A 20,502-nucleotide genomic window follows, 5' to 3' on the forward strand; every position below is an offset into this window, starting at 1 on the left:
ATACGAGAGAAGGAGAGAAATAAAATTGACCTAGATCAATTTTTCAGTACTTTATAGGTATTGTGATTGATTTTGTCTAAAATACCTTCTTGTTCCAGTTGTTTGAAGGTACGATTTAGTGTTTCTGGCTGCATGCTTAAATAAGTCGCTAAATTCTTTTTAGTCATTGAAAGCTTTAATAAACCGTCTGTTGTCTCTAGTTGGATGTATTCCAGTAAACGCTCTTTACTGCTCATCAATGCGATTTGTGTCGTCATCGTTTCAGATTGATTCAATCGTTCTGCCAAACCTTCAATCATTTTAATTCCGATTTCAGGATAATCTGTCATTAATTGATGAATAGAGGATTGGTTAATCGTACATACATCACTGTCCTCTAACGCTTCTGCATACGTATTAGCACTATCTGATGCATTAAATAAAGTCAACTCACCTGTAAAATCACTATGTTCTAAAATACGGATTAATTGTTCATCTCCTTCATCCGTCAGTCTATAGATGCGTACTTTGCCGGAATGAATCACAAATAAAGTATGCACATCATCTCCAGCCATAAAGAGGTAATCACCTTTACGCACTTTTGTCGCATGAACTTTTGAAAAGACATGTTCTAATGCTTCTGTATCTAAATTTTGGAATAAGGGTACCTTACTGACACATAATTCATAACCTTTCATTATGGATGCTCCTTTAATCTTCTTATCTTTAGCTTAATTCATTTAATTAAAAGGGTAAATAACATTGCTTTTAACTAAAATGTAACGAATTAGTGAAATATTTAACAAATTAATTGAAACAATTGTATGTTTTTAATTGTCAAAGCGTTTTCAGTATGACATACTATAAACTAATTAGTATGACACATTGATAAAAATAGATGAGGTGATCTACAAATGACAAAATATATTTATGCATTTGAAGAAGGTAGTCAATCCATGAAGGATTTGCTTGGTGGTAAAGGTGCAAACTTAGCTGAAATGATGCGCTTAGGTTTACCAGTACCAGATGGCTTTACGATAACTACAGAAGCATGTATTGAATATTTGAAACAAGGCGCAACATTATCTGACGAGTTAAAAGAGGAATTACATACACAACTCAAAGCTTTCTCAGAACGTACTGGGAAATCTTTTTCATCTGACGACAACTTGTTATTAGTTTCTGTCCGTAGTGGTGCGAAAATTTCAATGCCGGGTATGATGGACACGATTTTAAACTTAGGTTTAAATGATGAAAATGTTGAGAAGTTAGCTGAAAAAACAAATGATGCACGCTTTGCGTATGATTGTTATCGTCGCTTGCTTCAAATGTTTGGACAAGTTGTATATGGTATCAACATGACAGCATTTGATCGCTTCTTCGACAAATATAAAGAAGATAATGGTTATGAAACAGATGCTGAAATTCCAGCAGAAGGTTTAAAAGTCATCAGTGCACGTTTCAAAGAAATTTATGAAGAAGAAGTTTATAAACCATTCCCGCAAGATCCATTTACACAATTGACTGAAGCAGTTGAAGCGGTATTTAAATCTTGGGATAACGACCGTGCGCGTGTATACCGTGATTTAAATGATATCCCGCACGATATCGGTACAGGTGTCAACATCCAAGAAATGGTCTTCGGTAATAGTGGAGACCGCAGTGGTACAGGTGTTGCATTTACAAGAAACCCTGTGACAGGTGATAACCATGTCTTTGGTGAGTACTTATTAAATGCACAAGGTGAAGACGTTGTGGCAGGTATTCGTACACCAAAGGAAATTGAAACACTGGCACAACAAATGCCTGAGGTTTATCAAGAGTTCGTAGATGTGACTGAGAAATTAGAAGCACATTATAAAGATATGCAAGATATCGAATTCACAATTGAAAACGGTAAACTTTATATTTTACAAACAAGAAATGGGAAACGTACAGCCAAAGCAGCAATGAAAATTGCGGTTGATTTAGTAGATGAAGGGGTTATCACTAAAGAAGAGGCGCTAACAAAGGTAGATGTAAAATCAATTGATACATTATTGCATCCGACGTTCAAACCAGAAGCGATTGAAGCGGCAGAAGCAATTTCTGATGCAGGTCTTCCTGCAAGTCCAGGTGCATCAACAGGTAAAGTAGTCTTCTCAGCAGAAGATGCGAAAGTACAAGCGGATCAAGGTGAAAAAGTAATTTTAATGCGACCTGAAACATCACCTGAAGATATTGAAGGTATGGTCGCAAGTGAAGCGATTGTGACAACGCATGGCGGTATGACATCTCATGCGGCAGTTGTTGCTCGCGGTATGGGTAAATGTTGTGTAACGGGTTGTTCAAACTTAAATATCGATACTGAAAATAAAGTTGTAACATATCATGGCCAAACGTTAAATGAAGGTGACATCATTTCAGTTGATGGTTCAACAGGTAACATTTATTTAGGCGATATTGAAAAAACAGATGCTGACCACAGTGAAGACTTTGATCGCTTCATGCAATGGACACAAGAAACTGCACGTTTAAATGTACGCATGAACGCTGAAACGCCTCAAGACATCGCATCAGGTTACCAATTTGATGCAGCAGGTATCGGCTTAGTCAGAACTGAACATATGTTCTTTGGTGCAGAACGTTTAGTTCAAATGCGTCGTTTCATCTTAGCTTCTTCACAAGAGGAACGAATCGAAGCATTAAATGAAATCCGTAAATATCAAATTGAAGATTTCGAACAGATTTTCAGATTATCTAATGGCCGTCCGACAATTGTACGTTTATTGGATCCGCCATTACATGAATTCTTACCGAAAACAAATGATGAAATTCAATTAGTTTCACAACAATTAAATGTTGATAAAGACGTGTTGCGTAAACGTATTGTTGACTTGCATGAAACTAACCCAATGCTTGGTCACCGTGGTTGCCGTTTAGCAGTAACTTATCCAGAACTTGCTGAAATGCAGACTGAAGCGATTATCGGCAGTGTGTTAAAATTAAAAAATGAGGGTATCGAAAGTCAACCTGAAATTATGATACCGCTTGTATCTACAGTAGAAGAATTCAAAACATTAAAAGACACAATCCAAGCGACAGCTGAAAGCATGTTAGCAAAAGACAATACGTCGATCGATTACTTAATCGGAACAATGATTGAAACACCAAGAGCTTGCTTGATTGCAGGGCAACTTGCGAAAGAATCAGAGTTCTTCAGTTTCGGTACGAATGACTTAACACAATTAACATTTGGATTCTCTCGTGATGATGCAGGCAAATTTATCAGTGAATATATCAACAGAGGCTTACTTGAAGTCGACCCATTCCAAACATTGGATGTTGACGGTGTAGGTCAGTTGATTAAAACAGCAGTAGAGCAAGCTAAAGCTGCAAATCCAAACATCAAAATCGGGGTTTGTGGTGAACTCGGCGGTGATCCGAAATCAATTCATTACTTCAATAACTTAGCGATTGATTATGTCTCATGCTCACCATTCAGAGTTCCTGGCGCAATGTTGGCTGCTGCTCAAAGCCAAGCAGAAAGTGAGAGAGCAATCGGTGCAAAACAATAACGAACATTTAGCATTATATATAGTGTCAGATTCTATCGGAGAAACTGCGCAGCGTATGATTCATGCGACATTAACGCAGTTTCCTGATATAGAAGATGACGTAGAAATTAAGAAATTCCCCTTCATTAAAAATGAAGAAGAATTTCTAACGATTTTAAAATTAGCAAAGCAGCGTGATGCGATTGTCATCACAACGCTCGTGAATCCAAAATTTAATCAAATCGGTCAAGCTTATGCTGAAGAGCAAGGTATCCTTTATGTAGATTATATGACAGATTTGCTTAATTTAATTGAAAACAAAACACATAAAAAAGCCTTACGTGAAAGCGGTGCCTTACGCAAAATGGATCAGCACTATTTTGAACGTATTGAGGCAATGGAATTCTCAGTCAAATATGATGACGGCAAAGTTTTTACCGGTATTGAAGAAGCAGATGCGGTGATTCTAGGTGTGTCCCGAACATCTAAAACACCTCTTAGTATGTATCTTGCGAACAAAGGTTATAAAATCGCCAATATTCCATTAGTACCTGAAGCACCGATTCCTGAAGAAGTCTTCAACAAGAAAATGTTAGTATTCGGCTTAACCGCAAGTCCCGATTATATTATGAATATCCGTACAGAACGCATCCGTGTACTGGGTATGAAAGGTTCAGCCAACTACAACAGTTTACATCGCATTAAAAAAGAATTAAGTTATGCGGAAGAAGTCTTTGATAAATTTAATGCCATTGTCATTAACACGGAATATAAATCTATCGAAGAATCTGCATTTTACATTGAAAAATACCTGAACAAATAACAACCATTCTATTCATCCATTAAACATAATAGAAAATTCCTTAATAACTTCTCACAAATATAAACGAAGCCGTAACTGACTCCATTCAGTTACGGCTTTTTAAGTTGCTTATATTGAATTCTATGCATTTCACATTTAATTTAGAAGTATAAGTAAAAAAAGGAGCGGTTAAAATGGAAAATGAACAAATTGTCTTCGCACAATTTCCAGACGGATTACCAGATGAACAAACGTTTCGTTATGAACCAGCTGAAATCATAGAACCAAAACAAGGTGAAGTGTTATTAGAAACGGCGTACCTATCAATTGATCCTTATTTTCGTAATGGCATGATTAAAGGGGCTTCTTATGTGACAGCCTTCAAAATTGATCAACCAATATGGGGGAGAGGGCTCGCAAAAGTAATTCAATCAAAAGACAATACAGTCAAAGAAGGAGACATTGTCAGAGGTCTGTTTGAATGGAAACGTTATAATACAATGTCGGCAGAAGATATAGAAGTGCTAAATGTGGATGACGATATACCAGTACATTGGTATTTAGGTGCTTTAGGTGCAACGGGTCAAACGGCTTATCATGGTTTGTTAGAAATTGGTCAACCAAAAGCTGGTGAAACGGTTGTTGTTTCAGCAGCGTCAGGTGCTGTCGGTTCAGTCGTCGGCCAAATTGCGAAAATCAAAGGTTGCTATGTAGTAGGTATTGCCGGAGGTAAAGCTAAAACACAATACCTCATAGATGAACTTGGATTTGATGACGCAGTCGACTACAAAAAAGAGAATTATGCTGAAGCATTAGCTAAAGCAGTACCAAATGGTGTCGATGTATACTATGAAAATGTCGGCGGTACAGTTGCGAATGAAGTATTTAAGCATTTAAATTCTTTTGCGCGAATACCTGTGTGTGGTTCAATCTCTAACTATAATGATAAAGAAATATCATATGAACCCGCTGTTCAACCAATATTGATTAAAAATCAAGCATTGATGCAAGGCTTTTTAGCTTCTCAATTTAAAGATGATTTTGAACATGCTGAAAAAGACTTAGCACAATGGATCAAAGATGGAAAAATCAAAACAAAAACGTCATTAGTAAAAGGCTTCGGCAACATCCCAAGTGCATTCAGAGCACTCTTTACAGGTAAAGAAATTGGTAAACAAATCGTTCAAGTTTCTTCCGTATTAGATTAATCATTTAGGCATTCTAAAGGTGACACACCACTTTTATAATGCCTATTTTTCATTGCAGTCCTTTAAAGAAACCTCTATACTTAAGTGAAAATATACAATCAGCAAGAAAGAACGAGGGGATAGAGATGGAGAAACAAAATCAACCTGATGCGAAAACGATTAGAATTATCGCCATAATTGCGATTGTTTTAGGCGTACTAGGTATTGTTAAGTATATATGGGCTGAATATCACCCCACAAATCCGTTAGATAAAGAAACAAAAATCAATACACCTACAATTTTTATGCATGGTTATGGCGGCAGTGTGAATTCATTACGCTTCTTTGAAACACAGGCACAAAAAGAAGGCTATACGAAAAAGCCGGTCGTCGCGACAGTAGGGGCAAATGGCCATGTCACTTTAAAAGGTAAATTTGATACGAAAGATAAACACCCGATTGTTTTAGTTAATTTGAAGGATAACGAAAATGGTGACATGAAACTGAATGCATTTTGGATTAAAAATGTACTTGAAGCATTACAACAAGATTATCAATTTAAACAATTCAACATTGTGACACATTCTATGAGTAATATGTCGTTTGCGAAGTACATGTTAGACAATAGTAATAATCCAGACTTGCCGACTTTACATAAACAAGTCAATATCGCAGGTATCTTTAATGGCATCATCGGTATGGGAGATGAACCAGGAAAAGTAACATTAGATAAAAATGGCAAACCTGATCAAATGACAGATGATTATGTAGAAATATTGAAGTTGAAAAAAGATCCTGCCTATAAAAATGTAGATATCTTAAATATTTATGGAGATATCCAAGATGGTACACACAGTGATGGTCGTGTGACAAATGCTTCTTCTAAATCTTTAAAATATATTATGAAAGATCATGCGAAAAGTTATCGTGAACTTTTGATAGAAGGTAAACAAGGTCAACATAGTCAACTTCATGAGAGTGATAAAGTTGCGGAAAATATCTTTAAGTTCTTATGGGGTAGTAAGCAAGGTTAGAAAAATCATAATTCGGCAATACTAATAATATAATGACTCATAGATTGGAGCGGATGAAATGACACAAAATGAACAAATTGTGTTAGCACAATATCCAGAAGGATTGCCTAAAGCAGAGGACTTTCGCTTTGAAATAATTGATATTGCTTCACCTGAAGAAGGAGAAGTCACAATTGAAACAGCTTATATTTCAGCTGATCCTTATATGCGTAATCGTATGAAACCGAATACGAATTCTTATATCGGCGGTTTTGAATTAGACCAGCCAATTGTAGGTTTAGCAGTAGGACAAGTAACAGAATCCAATCATTCTGACTTTAAAAAAGGTGACACAGTGTCTGGTATGTTGCCATGGCAAAAATACAGTACAGTGAAAGCTGATGATTTAATGCATTTGCCAGATTTAGATGTACCACCTTATTTATTCTTAGGTGTTTTAGGCATGACTGGTCAAACAGCTTATCACGGCTTGTTAGATATCGGTCAACCAAAAGCTGGTGACACAGTCGTGGTTTCAGCGGCTTCTGGCGCAGTCGGTGCAGTGGTTGGCCAAATCGCAAAAATCAAAGGTGCCCGTGTTGTCGGTATTGCAGGCGGAGATCAGAAAACAAGCTATCTTATTGATGAACTAGGCTTTGATGAAGCGGTGGATTATAAGAAAGAAGATTATGCAGAAGCCTTAGCTCAAGCAGTATCGGACGGCGTAGATGTCTACTTTGAAAACGTTGGCGGAACTGTCGCAAATGAAGTATTTAAACACTTAAATACATTCGCACGTATACCGGTATGCGGTTCTATTTCTAAATATAATGATAAAGAAGTTTCTTACGAACCCGCAGTGCAACCGATGTTAATTAAACATCAAGCATTGATGCAAGGTTTCTTAGTGCATCAATTCAAAGATGACTTTGCGCGTGCAGGTCAAGAATTAGCACAATGGGTTAAAGAAGGTAAGATTAAAACGAAAACATCTGTAGCAGAAGGTTTTGACCAAGTCCCTAAAGCCTTCAATAATCTTTTCACAGGTGAGAATTTTGGTAAACAAGTGATAAAAATTTCTAATGTATTAGATAAATGAGGTGTATAGATGATGAAAGCAATTGGAGCAGATCGTGCCTTTCAATTATCAGAGGGCAATTTATTTTATGAATTTGATAAAGAAAAACCAACGCCAAAAGATAAAGAATTATTAATTAAAGTTAAAGCAATCAGCGCAAACCCGATTGACACTAAACAACGTCAAAGACCTATTGAACAACCGCCTAGAATTTTAGGATATGATGCAGTAGGTGTTGTTGAAGCAACAGGAGATAATTGTGAACTTTACCAAGTTGGCGATGAAGTCTTTTATTCTGGTTCATTGAAATTTGATGGTTCTAATGCCGAATATCAAACGATGGATGAACGTTATGTGGCGACCAAACCTAGCAATGTATCTTATACAGAAGCGGCAAGTCTTCCATTAACTTCTATTACGGCGTATGAAGTTCTTTTCGATATTTTCAATATCTCTACGAACCCTGATAATAATAAAGGGAAAACCTTATTAATTATAAATGGTGCAGGCGGTGTCGGCAGTATTGCGACACAAATCGCTAAAGCATACGGACTTAAAGTCGTTACGACAGCAGGCAGAGAAGAAACTAAAGCCTGGTCAGAAAAAATGGGTGCAGATTTAGTGATCAATTATAAAGAAGATATGAAAGCACAACTTGAATCTAACAATGTTAAAGACATTGACTTTATTTTCTGCACTTTCGATACAGATTTATATTATGAAACAATGATTGATCTTGTAAAAGCACGCGGTACACTTGCGACGATTGTCGCATTCAATGAAAAACAAGATTTGAACTTGTTGAAAGGTAAAAGTTTAACATTTGGACATGAAAATATGTTTGCACGTTCATTGAATAATATAGATGTGATTCAATATCACCGTTATTTAACAGACGTTTCTAAAAAAGTAGAAGCGGGTGTTTATCAACCGACAGTGACGAAAGTCTTCGATGAATTAACGCCAGAAACGCTATTTGAAGCGCATCAATTACTAGAAGACCATGTGATGAAAGGTAAAATTGTGTTTGATATGGAATCATAATTAAAATATAAATGACACTAGAAGAATGCTGACAAAGCGAAATTCTAGTGTCATTTTTTATAAGACGGAAAAATTGCTTATTCATATCGGTCATTCTATGATAAGGGCACAAACATATAAAGAAAGGAACGATATAAATGAAAGCAATCGGTGCAGATCGAGGATTTGAATTATCTGAAGGTAATTTATTCTATGAATTTGATAAAACGAAGCCTGAACCAAAAGGCAATGAATTATTAGTAAAAGTCAAAGCCATCAGTGTTAATCCTGTAGATACTAAAATTCGCCAAGCGCCTGTTGAAAAAGCACCACGTATTTTAGGGTTTGATGCGGCAGGTGTGGTAGAAGCAACAGGACCAGATTGTGAATTATTTAAAGTCGGCGATGAAGTTTACTATTCAGGTGCGAGCTTTTATGATGGCTCAAATGAAGAGTACCAAGTGATGGATGAACGTTATGTAGGTGAAAAACCAAGTAACTTAACATTTACAGAAGCAGCTAGCTTACCGTTAACAGCACTAACAGCGTATGAAGTGTTATTCGATACGTTCAACATTTCATCTAATCCTGAAAATAATAAAGGCAAATCATTATTCATTATTAACGGTGCTGGCGGTGTCGGCAGTATCGCAACACAAATTGCGAAAGCTTATGGACTAGAAGTAGTGACAACTGCTGGACGTGAAGAAACAAAAGCTTGGTCAGAAAAAATGGGTGCTGACTTAGTAATTAATCATAAAGAAGATATCAAAGCACAATTAGATGAACATCAAGTTGCGCCATTTGATTATGTTTTCTGTACGTATGACACGGATGGCTATTATGAATTAATGATTGATTTAGTTAAAGCACGTGGTCATATTGTCACAATTGTGGCCTTTGATGAAAAACAAGATTTAAACTTATTGAAAGGTAAGAGCGTGACATTCACACATGATTATATGTTTGGTCGTGCGGACTATGGTTTAAATGTGATTACGTTCCATCGTCATTTGACAGATTTGACTAAGAAGGTAGAAGCGGGTACGTATCAACATACGAAAACGAAGGAAATACAAGGGCTAACTACAGAAACACTATATGAAGCGCATCAACTATTAGAAAATCAATCCATGATTGGTAAGTTAGTGATTAATATGGAAAACGAATAATTATTTTTGAAGCACCGGGAATCATTTTCTCAGTGCTTCTATTTTTAGTGCATAATAAATTTGATAAGTTTTTTTATGAGAAGAAAAATAATTGTATAAATGAGATTGAAAAGCGTCATAGCGGGTAATTACATGTTATCAACAAATTTAGAAAGGGATTATTGGTATGAAAGAGAAAAAGATTACCAAAGTGTTTTGGTTTGCGCTCGCCATTTGTACATTATTTGTAATCTATGGTGCGATTTTCCCAAAACAACTTGAAGCAGGGACACAACAAATTACAACTTTCATTGCTAAATACTTTACATGGTATTATCTGATTTTATTATTAGTGATATTGATTGTATGTATTTACTTACTCTTCTCACGTTATTCAAATATCACTTTGGGAGAAGAAGGAGAAGATCCAGAGTTTTCACTGCAATCATGGTTTGCGATGTTATTTAGTGCAGGTATGGGTATCGGTTTAGTTTTCTGGACAACAGCTGAACCTATCAGTCATGCATTTACTCAAACGCCGATACATAAAGCTGGAACTCAAGCAGCCATTGATGACGCGATGCAGTTTGCGTTCTTCCACTGGGGCGTTCATGCTTGGGCCGTATACGGTATTGTTGCGTTAGTATTCGCTTATTTCAGTTTCCATCGTGGTTATGCAGGTTTAGTGAGTGCAACGTTGGTACCGTTATTAGGTAAAAACGTATGAATGGACCGCTAGGCGGTACCATTGATGTATTAGCAATTATTGCGACAGTAACAGGTGTTGCGGCAACACTTGGGTTTGGTGCGTTGCAAATTAACGAAGGATTAAACTATTTATTCAAAGTACCATCTAACTTCGGCATGCAAGTTATTATCGTGATTATTGCGACGTTCTTATTTACATGGAGTGCATGGTCAGGTATCGATAAAGGGATTAAAACTTTAAGTAATATTAATATGATTTTAGCGTTTATCGTTTTAATTGTATTATTCGCAGTCGGACCGACACTCTTTACTTTAAATAACTTTACAAACTCATTAGGTAATTATATTTACAATTTCTTTGGGATGAGTTTACGTATTCCGCAAAACGGCGGAGAAAAATTCCAATGGATGCAGAACTGGACGGTCTTCTATTGGGCATGGTGGATTTCGTGGGCACCATTCGTAGGAATCTTTATTGCGCGTGTGTCACGCGGTCGTACTATTAAAGAGTTTATTTTAGGTGTTTTATTTGTACCAGCCTTAGTTTGTTTCTTCTTCTTTGCAGTCTTCGGATCAGCTGCAATCTATTTACAGAAAAACGGTATTGCGGATATTGCGAAAGAAGCAACAGAAACAGCTACCTTCGCAACTTTACAACACTATCCGCTCGGCTTTTTATTAAGTTTGGTTTCGCTAGTAGTTATCATGATTTTCTTCGTCACTTCAGCAGACTCAGCAACTTATGTGCTTGGTATGTTAAGTGCAAAAGGAAGTATCCACCCAGCTTCAGCAATTAAAGTATCTTGGGGTGTGATTTTAGCACTATTTGCGTTGATTATGATTTATACAGGCGGAACACAAGCGATTCAAAACTTATTAATTATCGCAGCACTGCCATTCTCAATCGTTATTATTTTAATGATGTGGTCGTTGTTTAGAGCATTAGGTGAAGAAAAGCCACGGTACCAACAACCCAGATATAAACATTCGGAAGTTTTATCGCATAAAAGTAACAGGGAAGAAATAGAAGAATAGTTAAAAAAATGAAGGCATAAGTTGCTTTATCATAAGATAAACAAACTTATGCTTTTATTTTTTACAATAAAATTTATTGTGTTTTTTTATAAATGAGTCGGGGTATAAAAAAAGTAACGTCACAAACATTGATATGAGGAGGTGCAGCACCGTGAGAAGATTGAAGAATTTCATCTTAGGATTAATCATTGTGGTGGTTGTCGGAATGTTAGTGTTTATGCTCGCTAAAGTACCGCAGATTCCACAAGTTGAAACTTACCAACAACAATTACTGACATTTGCATGGTTCTTACCAGTACTCTTTACGTTGGCTGGACTGTTAATTGTGTTAGGTATTATTTTGGTGTTCAGCTTATTTGCGCCGACACATCGCAAGCCGGGTCTTTATAAATTTTATAAAGATGGTCATATATATATTTCAAGAAAATCAATCGAGAAAGTCGTGTATGACACAATGGCTAATTACGAGCAGTTGATGCAACCGAATGTTGTTACGAAGTGCTACAGTAAAAAGAAAAAGTCGTACATAGATGTAAAAGCGGACTTCTTTTTACCAGATGATACTCATGCACGAACTTTAACAGAAAATGTCAGAACAGATATTAAGAAAAACGTAGAATATTTCACAGAAATTCCTGTAAGAAAATTAGAGGTTAATGTGAAAGATCAGAAAAGTCCATCAAGTCCAAGAGTACTATAAAGGAGGGAGACCCAGATGCCAAACGAAAATAATCAACAACCAAATGATTCAACACAACACGTGGTGAATTTTATTAAAAGTTATATTGGTAGAATTGTCGGATTTTTAGTGTTTTTAGTTATCGCAATCTTATTCCTAACACTCGGCTTTTGGAAAACCATCCTGATTATCGTGTTGTGTTTGATTGGAATAGGAATTGGGTATATTAAAGACCGTAAGCAACAATTTCTCAACTTTTTAAATCGATGGAGTTAATTTATAATTTGAAAATTAGTTTAAGGGTATAGACGAAATATAATATGTTTGAAAAGGAGAATGTACTATGGCAGTAGATAATACAAAAGCAAAACAAGCATATGATCAAGAAACTGGAGTGAATAAAGTGGAACAGCAACAACAAGAAAACCAACAAAACCAACAACCGAAATTCCAAAATAAATTAACATTTGCAGATGAAGTTATTGAAAAAATCTCAGGTATTGCTGCACGTGAAGTTAACGGTATCTTATCATTAAAAGGCAACTTTGTTGATAGTATCAGTAATCAATTCTCTAACACTGAAAATGTGACACAAGGTGTTTCAGTAGAAGTAGGAGAAAAACAAACTGCAGTAGACTTAAAAGTAGTTTTAGAATATGGTGAATCAGCACCAAAAATCTTTAATAAAGTGACAGACTTAATTAAAGAACAAGTAAAATATATGACTGGTCTTCAAGTAGTTGAAGTAAACATGCGTGTTGAAGATGTTATGACTCGTAAAGAGTTTGAACAAAAACAAAAAAATAATCAAGAGCAACAAAAGAACCAAGATAAAGGTTTACAATAATTCAGCGTTGTACCTTGATTTAGTAATATAAATAAGTAAGAGGGCGGATTTGAAGATAACTTCAAAATACCGCCCTTTTTTTGATACATTTTTTATTCTGTTGCTAAAGGATTTTTAACTTTTACATACGTATAGTCATGTGCTTCATCTTCTAAGCGCATAGTAGTAACACATTTATAATCAATCGTTTCATCAAAGAATGTGTGTTTGATGTCAGCTAAACGTTCATTATCAATCGTATGATCTGCTTGCATTTGATTGAATTTCTTTTGTGTAATCTGTTTAACGACATCCCATAATTTGTTTTCTGATATCATGCTTTCTTGTGTATGTTGCGCGATTGTTAAAATTAGCTCTCCAAGATGGTTTTGGATAGTTGAATAGAACGCCTTGTTGAATACTGAAGTTGATTTGCTAGTTAAGATACGTGATTTTTCATGGAAATGTTCTGAAGAGAAACCACTGTCGTTGAGTTGTTGTTCATCAATACGTAAACCTTCATAGTCACGAATGAACATATGATTTAAGCTGCCATCTTCATTGAATGAAGCCACTGCATTTTGTAAATGTGCTTCTAAAGCAATACCATATTTCACCATTAATGGAATCACAATATCGACTAATGCTTGCGCATATTCAGCAAGCCAAGCTTCTGAAGCAGCTTCAAAAGATTCTGTTTGCTTCGCACTTTGATAACGTTCAATTAACGAATTTATCACTGCAATTTCAGCGTTAGGATTACTAACTACTAAACTTGATGGAATGATGTTAATAGTATCAGGTGCTGTTAAGTGATAAACATTTTCTCTTAAGAGTGAACCAAGCTGTTCACTGCGTTCTGTTTGATAGTCGCCTTGATCTTGTTTGTGATAGAAATGAATACCCGCTAGTTCAGAAATTCCAGAAGCTTGAATATCTTTAAATAAAGGGTCTTCAGTCAATATCTGGTTAACGATATGCGTCACAAGTGGACCATTAAACGTTGTTTGTTCTGACAATGTTCGAATCTCTCCGGTAATATGCACATTGGTTGAGAGTTTGACATGCGGTGTTGTTTCTGGCCATTTCGGCATTAAAGTTCTAAATGACAGTCCTGCATAATAAGATGTTTCGTAAGGGATTGTCTTAATTTGACCTGCATCAAGTTCTTGTGCATAGTCACGTTCTAAAATCTCATCATATTGCCAAGGATGTAACACAATAATGCTGTAATGATTGTGTTCATCTGAAGGGATTGCTTGGTTAAAGGCACTTTCTAAACCTTCGAAGTTTTTAAAGAGCGTTTCATTATATGTATGCTCAAGTGTTTGTGTACGAACGAGGTCATTGTGTACCGCAATCCATTTTAATGCAATGGGTTGTTGGAATTCAGATGAATATTGAATGTTTTCTTGTGGTGTTAAACCTTTGCGTAATTTGGCACCTGGGTGAAGCGGGTGACCTTCAATGACTGATTGCTCAGAACATAAATAACTATCTGATGCGTGTGCGATAATATCGAACATAGCACGTGTATCATCTTTTAAAGTGATATGTTGATAGCTGAGTGCGAGTGCCATATTGGCTACACTATTCATCATATCGTCACTGAATTGATCACTTGCTGGTCCTTTGAATTTAGGTGCTTCTGTTAAAATCACTTCTAATACTTCTTCTGGATGCATAATGCGTTGGTGTGTCTCTGGTTTATCCATTTCTGTGAAATAAAATGGACCATCCATATCAATACGATCAAAAGCATGAAATCCTGAAATTGGCGCATAGAGTGTCAGTCTAGATGTCGGCCAATCCATCTTCATGACTTTGCCTGTGTTCGATGATAGCTCAAAAGGTAAATCTGTATTATTTATAATTTGTGCTTGTCGGCCTTGATTGACCATATTTTCTCGATAAATTGAAACGACTAAACGTTTCGTAACCAAGTCTCTTGCAGTTAGTAAAATAGCTTTAAATTGCTCAGCCCATTGTGGATGGGATGCAGAAAGGTAATCATAAGCAGATTGTTCTTCTGCTGTGAGCTTTATAGGTTGTTCATTTGTTTGTTGTAATATATTTTCCATAATACACCTCTTATTTAATTATTTTACAAAACAACTAAAGATTTGTATAATCCATCATATCGGTAATGATAATCATTATCAATTAAAAAGACAGGTGGAATAAAAAATGGCAAAATATTTTTTCCCAAGTTCATTCCTACTGTTTTTGGGGAATTGGATCGGACAAATCGCATTAAATTGGTATGTATACGAACAATATCACAATGCTTTTTATTTAGGATTGGTCAATTTCGTCAGACTGATACCAATCTTATTTCTAAGTATCTGGGCAGGGGCTTTAGCTGATAAATTCGATAGAGGGAGATTAATTCGAATAACTGTCACAGGTTCTACAACTTTAACAGCAATCTTATGTTTGTTGAGCTTTGAATACAGGGAATTACCTATATATATTATTTTGATTTATGCTTGTTTAAGGGGCATACTTAATGCTGTAGAGACACCTGTCAGACAGGCGATTTTGCCTGATTTATCTGATAAAATCAGTACAGTCAAAGCAGTATCGTATCATTCGTTTATCATTAATATTTGTCGATCAATCGGACCAGCGATTGCAGGGGGCATTATCGCAGTGTTGAATGTGAAATATGCATTTTTAGCACAAACCTTGGTTTACATAGGTGCTATGCTGTTATGCTTGCCACTTCATTTCAAAGTCGCTTCAGCTTCAGATGAAGAAGGTGCAGCACGTTTCTCTGCAACGGTCGTCAAAGATTATTTTAAAACACATGGACAAGGACTCCATATCTTTATTACGTCATTGTTGATTATGGCTACTGGCTTCTCTTATACCACCTTATTACCGGTATTAACCAGTTTGAATTTTCCTGGTCAGGCTTCAGTCTTTGGCATCGCAATGACCTTCAGTGCTATCGGTGGTATTACCGCAACGTTATTATTGCCGCAGATACTGAAATTATTTTATTCAATTAATGTATACTATTTAAGTTCTATCCTGTTTGGTATCGCATTACTGATGGTAGTTATGCCGAATACAATTCTGCTGTTCGGCTTTATCTTTTTAATCGGTTTATTTAGTCAATGTGCACGGACAACGAATCGTGTATATTTTCAAACACATATTGAACCTGAAAGACGTGGCAGAATTTTAAGTATTGTGATGATGGATCGCGGCATGATTCCATTAGGTGCAGTTATTATGAGTGCGTTAACAGAACTTATCGGCATTGTACCGACATTTATTACAATGGGTCTTAGTACATTACTCATTGCAGCGCTCTTTTATGGGATGAAAGAACTTAAGAATAGAGGAAGTGTAATATGAGACAAACAACATTACAACAAGCAGATATCAATATGCAGCATCGTGTGTTCAACGCCATGATTAAAGAACACATTTTTAACGAAGGCACACGTATTACGAAACAAAATCATCGGTTAGAAGTTCAATATCAAGGTAAAGTACTCTCAGTCAGCATTAATGGTGTATATGCATTTGAACGCTATCAAATGCAAGGGCCGCTGGAACTGCAAGAGGGAGACAAACAACAGACGATAGCATCCTTAGAACAACTAATCGACACGCTAGAACAAGATTTTGAAGTAGCGTTCCCGACTCGTTTAAAACAAGAGTTGATTCATAGTCGACGTGGCTTTGATTTAACTTATGCGCAAATGGAGAAACGCCATCAGCTCATTCAAGATAGTATGAAATTTTCGAGAATGCCAGTGAGCTTGAATTATTTTGCTTGGATGTCGCATATGAATGCATTAGGTGAAATGGATGATTTATTATATTCAGAGAGTTTAGTTGTCGAAGGACATCCGACTCATCCATTATCCAAAACCAAACTACCTTTAACGAACGAAGAAGTGATGCGTTATGCGCCAGAGTTCGAACAAATCATTCCATTGAAAGTCATGTTGCTGAGAAAAGAAGATGCAGTGACAACCAGCGCTTCTTCTGATCCTGATTTCATATTGAATGAAGTTCTAAAAGATGATAAAGCCCAATTGAAAGATTATGCGAAAGCGCTCGGTTATGATATCGATGACTTTGAAATTGTCATAATTCATCCATGGCAATATGAACATGTCATTGTAGAACAATTTAAAACTTGGATTCAGGAACAACGTTTAATACCGACACCCATCACTTTGAAGTCAAAGGCAACTTTATCATTTAGAACGATGGCGTTATTAGAGCGTCCTTATCATATTAAATTGCCCGTTCAAGTACAGGCAACGAGTGCCATTCGTACGGTTTCTTCAGTCACGACAGTAGATGGACCGAAATTGAGTTATGAATTACAAGATATGTTGAACGTCTATCCGCAACTTAAAGTGGCGAGAGAACCGTTCGGCTTACATGCGGCTATTGAACCAGATCAAGCACGACAATTAGCTTATATTGTCAGAGAACGTCCGATGATTGATGGTGAAGGTGTAACTGTCGTAACCGCAAGTTTAGTAAATCAAAATCCTGTAGATGACATGAAAGTGGTGGACAGTTACTTAGAATGGGTTGATCGTGAAATTTCAGCACAATCAATCAAGCATTTCATGACAGTCTATGCACATACTTTAATTCCACCATTAATTGCCTATATCCAAGAGTATGGCATTGCGTTAGAAGCGCACATGCAAAATACAATTGTGAAACTTGGCAAGGACTATAAAATGGCCTTTATGGTCAGAGATTTAGGCGGCTCTCGTATAGATTTAGAAACGATGAAAGAGAAAATTCCAAATGTCAAAGTTGAGAATGAAAGCTTAATTGCGGAAGATATTGAAGCGGTGATTGCGAAATTTCAACACGCAGTCATTCAAAATCAAATGGGTGAATTAATTTATCATTTGAGTCAGCATGAGGATGTGACAGAACAAGAGTTGTTTACGATTGTTCAAGAAATTACACGCCATGCGATTGATCCGAATAAACCACATGCGACAGTCTTGAACCAAATTCTCTTTGGAACGACGATTACTGTGAAATCTTTATTAAGAATGCGCATGGAAGGCAAAGTAAAAAAATACGTAAATACGATTTTAGATAACCCATTGAAAGAAGGAGAGTGAACCCCATGGCTTATGTAGAAATAGATTTAGCCAAAATCCAATTCAATGCATTGATGTTGAAAGAAAAGCTGGCACAAAGAAATTTAGAAATGATGCCAGTGATTAAATGTATCGCTGGAGATAAGCTGATTGTTGAATCATTGAAAACACTTGGTTTTGATCAGATGGGTGACGCACGTATGGTCAATATTGACCAAATTCATGATGGTGCACTCTCTTATATGTTGATCCGCACGCCTAATCGCAGTGAATTAGAAGATTGTATTGAGAAAACTGATATTAGTATCCAAACGGATCTTGAAACGATTCGCTTATTGAATGAAACTGCAAAATCAATGGGCAAAAAACATAAAATATTATTAATGGTAGATTGGAAGGACAGTCGTGAAGGTGTCTTAACGTATGACGTTGTTAAGTACATAGAAGAAATCATGTATATGTCTCATATATGTTTAACAGGACTGGCTTTTAATTTTATGTGCTTTTTAGATATTCCGCCGACTGAAGAAGATATTTTACGTATGAATCAATTTGTACAAGCAGTTGAAAAAGAAACGGGTTATACTTTAAAAATGATTTCAGGTGGCAACTCAAGTGCGTTACCATTACTTGATTATTGTACGTTCGGCAGAATCAACCATTTAAGAATAGGTGAGTCATTGTTTCGCGGTATCAGTACAGTAGATCAAAAGCCGATTCATTATCTCTTCCAAAATGCGATTACTTTGAAAGCAGAAATTATAGAAGTCAAACCAAGAATAGATATTCAACATGATCGTTCATATTTACAGGCCATCTTAGACATCGGTCATATTGATACTGTGATAGAAGATATTACTCCTTTAAATGATCAAGTGAAAATTATGGGTGCGACAAGTGATCACCTCATGATTGATTTACAAAACACAGATTATTATCAAACAGGAGATATCATTGAGTTTACGCTAGGTTATAATGCATTAGCACAAAGTATGTATCAAAAGACGCTGAAACATGTGTATATCAGAGATGCTGGTGTACAAATTTTAGTGGACCATTTTGAAGTCAATCATGATCATGTTCAAATTAATCCTTGATAGACATAGGCAAAAAAATTGACAATATTGTAAACCGAACAAAATTTGTTCGGTTTTTTGTTTATTATTGCTAAAACCATGTTGACATTGAGAATCGTTATCAATAAAATAAAAAGTAAGATGATTGAATGAGCGATAAATGGGATATATCTAAATGGATGGTACGTAGATACATACGACCTTCATACATAACTTGGCACGAGAAAGATAACTGAGTTGACCTTCAGCTACATTTCATTTGTTGTCTCATAGAGCATCTAACAATATGAAGGAGTGGAAACATGAATAGATTAAAGTTTCTTGGTATTCTTATGTTAGTACTTGCTTTGACTGTCGTTGCGGCTTGCGGCAATAACAGCAAAGATAGTTCAAAAGAGTCTGATAGTAAATCTTCAGATGATACAATCGCAGTAAAAAATGAAGCGGGCACAACGAAAGTGAAAAAAGATGCGAAACGTGTCGTTGCTTTAGAATATTCATTCGTTGATGCTTTAGCTGCATTAGATGTGAAACCTGTAGGAGTTGCAGACGATAATAAAAAAGATCGTATTATCAAACCTATCCGTGAGAAAATTGGAAATTACGAATCAGTCGGTACACGTAAACAACCAAATTTAGAAGTAATCAGTAAAGAAAAACCTGACTTGATTATTGCGGATGCACAACGTCATAAAGGTATTTATAAAGAATTAAACAAAATTGCACCAACTATCTTATTACCAAGTTTTGATGGTGACTATGATGCAAACATCGAATCATTCAAAACAATCGCAAAAGCCTTGAATAAAGAAAAAGAAGGCGAAAAACGTTTAGACGAACATAATAAGAAAATGGATAAATACTCAAAAGATATTACTTTAGATAAAGACTTAGCTGCTTTACCTGCTGTATTAACTAAAACAGATATTATGGCGCACTCAGATAAATCTTATGTTGGTCAAGTGTTCCATCAATTAGGCTTTAAAGAAGCATTAAATAAAGATGTATCAAAAGATTTACCTAAATACCTAGATGGTCCATACTTGAAAATGAGTACGGAACAAATTGCGAAAGTAAATCCAAAACAAATGTTCATCATGATTGATGAAAAAGATAAACCATTATTAGAGAAACAACAAAACGACAAAGTATGGCAAACAATTGACGCAGTTAAACATAAACGTGTTTACACTGTAGATCGTAGTACTTGGTCTCGTTCTCGTGGTTTAATTTCATCAGAAGAAATTGCGAAAGAGTTAGTAGAACTATCTAAAGAACAAAACAACAAATAAGCGATTAAGATGATTAGA

16 protein-coding genes and 1 pseudogene are annotated in these 20,502 nt (G+C 36.0%); 15 read left to right on the forward strand and 2 right to left on the reverse strand.

The genetic code is table 11. From position 1 onward, the window contains the following. Positions 1-35: 35 nt before the first annotated feature. Positions 36-677 (reverse strand): Crp/Fnr family transcriptional regulator, encoded by a 642-nt coding sequence (locus KRR19_RS03100; RefSeq protein ID WP_023014963.1) that lies wholly within the window; start codon positions 675-677, stop codon positions 36-38. Between the two features lie 216 nt (positions 678-893). On the opposite strand from KRR19_RS03100, the gene ppdK reads away from it, so the two are divergent. The 11 genes and pseudogenes from ppdK to KRR19_RS03155 all read left to right on the forward strand — a co-directional run bounded on the left by ppdK (position 894) and on the right by KRR19_RS03155 (position 13,038). Then, positions 894-3,536 carry a pyruvate, phosphate dikinase gene (ppdK, locus tag KRR19_RS03105; RefSeq protein ID WP_023014962.1) on the forward strand — a complete coding sequence of 881 codons (2,643 nt, stop codon included), beginning with the start codon at positions 894-896 and terminating at the stop codon, positions 3,534-3,536. Further along, positions 3,523-4,338 (forward strand): pyruvate, water dikinase regulatory protein, encoded by an 816-nt coding sequence (locus KRR19_RS03110; RefSeq protein ID WP_002479528.1) that lies wholly within the window; start codon positions 3,523-3,525, stop codon positions 4,336-4,338. Before ppdK ends, KRR19_RS03110 begins: the two co-directional genes overlap by 14 nt. 173 nt (positions 4,339-4,511) lie before the next feature. Next, positions 4,512-5,525: an NADP-dependent oxidoreductase gene (locus tag KRR19_RS03115; protein WP_105978604.1), complete on the forward strand. Its 1,014-nt coding sequence runs from the start codon at positions 4,512-4,514 to the stop codon at positions 5,523-5,525. Positions 5,526-5,650: 125 nt separating this feature from the next. Then, entirely contained in the window at positions 5,651-6,538 is an 888-nt protein-coding gene (locus tag KRR19_RS03120) for an alpha/beta hydrolase (protein WP_105988719.1), read from the forward strand. Between the two features lie 58 nt (positions 6,539-6,596). Then, on the forward strand, positions 6,597-7,616 hold the full coding sequence (locus KRR19_RS03125) for an NADP-dependent oxidoreductase (RefSeq protein WP_105978606.1): 1,020 nt from the start codon (positions 6,597-6,599) through the stop codon (positions 7,614-7,616). Positions 7,617-7,628: 12 nt separating this feature from the next. After that, a complete protein-coding gene (locus KRR19_RS03130) occupies positions 7,629-8,639 on the forward strand; it encodes a zinc-binding alcohol dehydrogenase family protein (RefSeq protein WP_031262418.1) in 1,011 nt (336 codons plus the stop codon). Positions 8,640-8,776: 137 nt separating this feature from the next. Next, positions 8,777-9,790 carry a zinc-binding alcohol dehydrogenase family protein gene (locus KRR19_RS03135; RefSeq protein ID WP_023014955.1) on the forward strand — a complete coding sequence of 338 codons (1,014 nt, stop codon included), beginning with the start codon at positions 8,777-8,779 and terminating at the stop codon, positions 9,788-9,790. Positions 9,791-9,956: 166 nt separating this feature from the next. Next, positions 9,957-11,512: pseudogene (locus tag KRR19_RS03140) on the forward strand (BCCT family transporter). 151 nt (positions 11,513-11,663) lie between these two features. Continuing rightward, positions 11,664-12,212 carry an alkaline shock response membrane anchor protein AmaP gene (gene amaP / locus KRR19_RS03145; RefSeq protein ID WP_002479521.1) on the forward strand — a complete coding sequence of 183 codons (549 nt, stop codon included), beginning with the start codon at positions 11,664-11,666 and terminating at the stop codon, positions 12,210-12,212. Between the two features lie 15 nt (positions 12,213-12,227). Then, positions 12,228-12,467: a DUF2273 domain-containing protein gene (locus KRR19_RS03150; RefSeq protein WP_002479520.1), complete on the forward strand. Its 240-nt coding sequence runs from the start codon at positions 12,228-12,230 to the stop codon at positions 12,465-12,467. 67 nt (positions 12,468-12,534) lie between these two features. Then, a complete protein-coding gene (locus KRR19_RS03155) occupies positions 12,535-13,038 on the forward strand; it encodes an Asp23/Gls24 family envelope stress response protein (RefSeq protein ID WP_002479519.1) in 504 nt (167 codons plus the stop codon). Positions 13,039-13,130: 92 nt separating this feature from the next. On the opposite strand, the gene KRR19_RS03160 is transcribed toward KRR19_RS03155, so the two are convergent. Next, entirely contained in the window at positions 13,131-15,098 is a 1,968-nt protein-coding gene (locus KRR19_RS03160) for an IucA/IucC family protein (RefSeq protein WP_156666509.1), read from the reverse strand. Positions 15,099-15,204: 106 nt separating this feature from the next. Between KRR19_RS03160 and KRR19_RS03165 the strand changes: the two genes are divergently transcribed. From KRR19_RS03165 to KRR19_RS03180, 4 genes are all read left to right on the forward strand, one after another. After that, the gene (locus KRR19_RS03165; protein WP_002479517.1) at positions 15,205-16,383 is read left to right on the forward strand and encodes an MFS transporter; all 1,179 of its coding nucleotides are present in this window, start codon (positions 15,205-15,207) and stop codon (positions 16,381-16,383) included. Continuing rightward, positions 16,380-18,137: an IucA/IucC family protein gene (locus tag KRR19_RS03170; protein ID WP_057509862.1), complete on the forward strand. Its 1,758-nt coding sequence runs from the start codon at positions 16,380-16,382 to the stop codon at positions 18,135-18,137. The genes KRR19_RS03165 and KRR19_RS03170 overlap by 4 nt, the downstream gene beginning before the upstream one ends. Positions 18,138-18,142: 5 nt before the next feature. After that, the gene (locus tag KRR19_RS03175; protein WP_023014949.1) at positions 18,143-19,213 is read left to right on the forward strand and encodes an alanine racemase; all 1,071 of its coding nucleotides are present in this window, start codon (positions 18,143-18,145) and stop codon (positions 19,211-19,213) included. Between the two features lie 281 nt (positions 19,214-19,494). After that, on the forward strand, positions 19,495-20,484 hold the full coding sequence (locus tag KRR19_RS03180; RefSeq protein ID WP_002479514.1) for an ABC transporter substrate-binding protein: 990 nt from the start codon (positions 19,495-19,497) through the stop codon (positions 20,482-20,484). Positions 20,485-20,502: the final 18 nt, after the last annotated feature.

The organism is Staphylococcus sp. CWZ226 (assembly GCF_018986355.1).
Taxonomy (GTDB): domain Bacteria; phylum Bacillota; class Bacilli; order Staphylococcales; family Staphylococcaceae; genus Staphylococcus; species Staphylococcus simulans.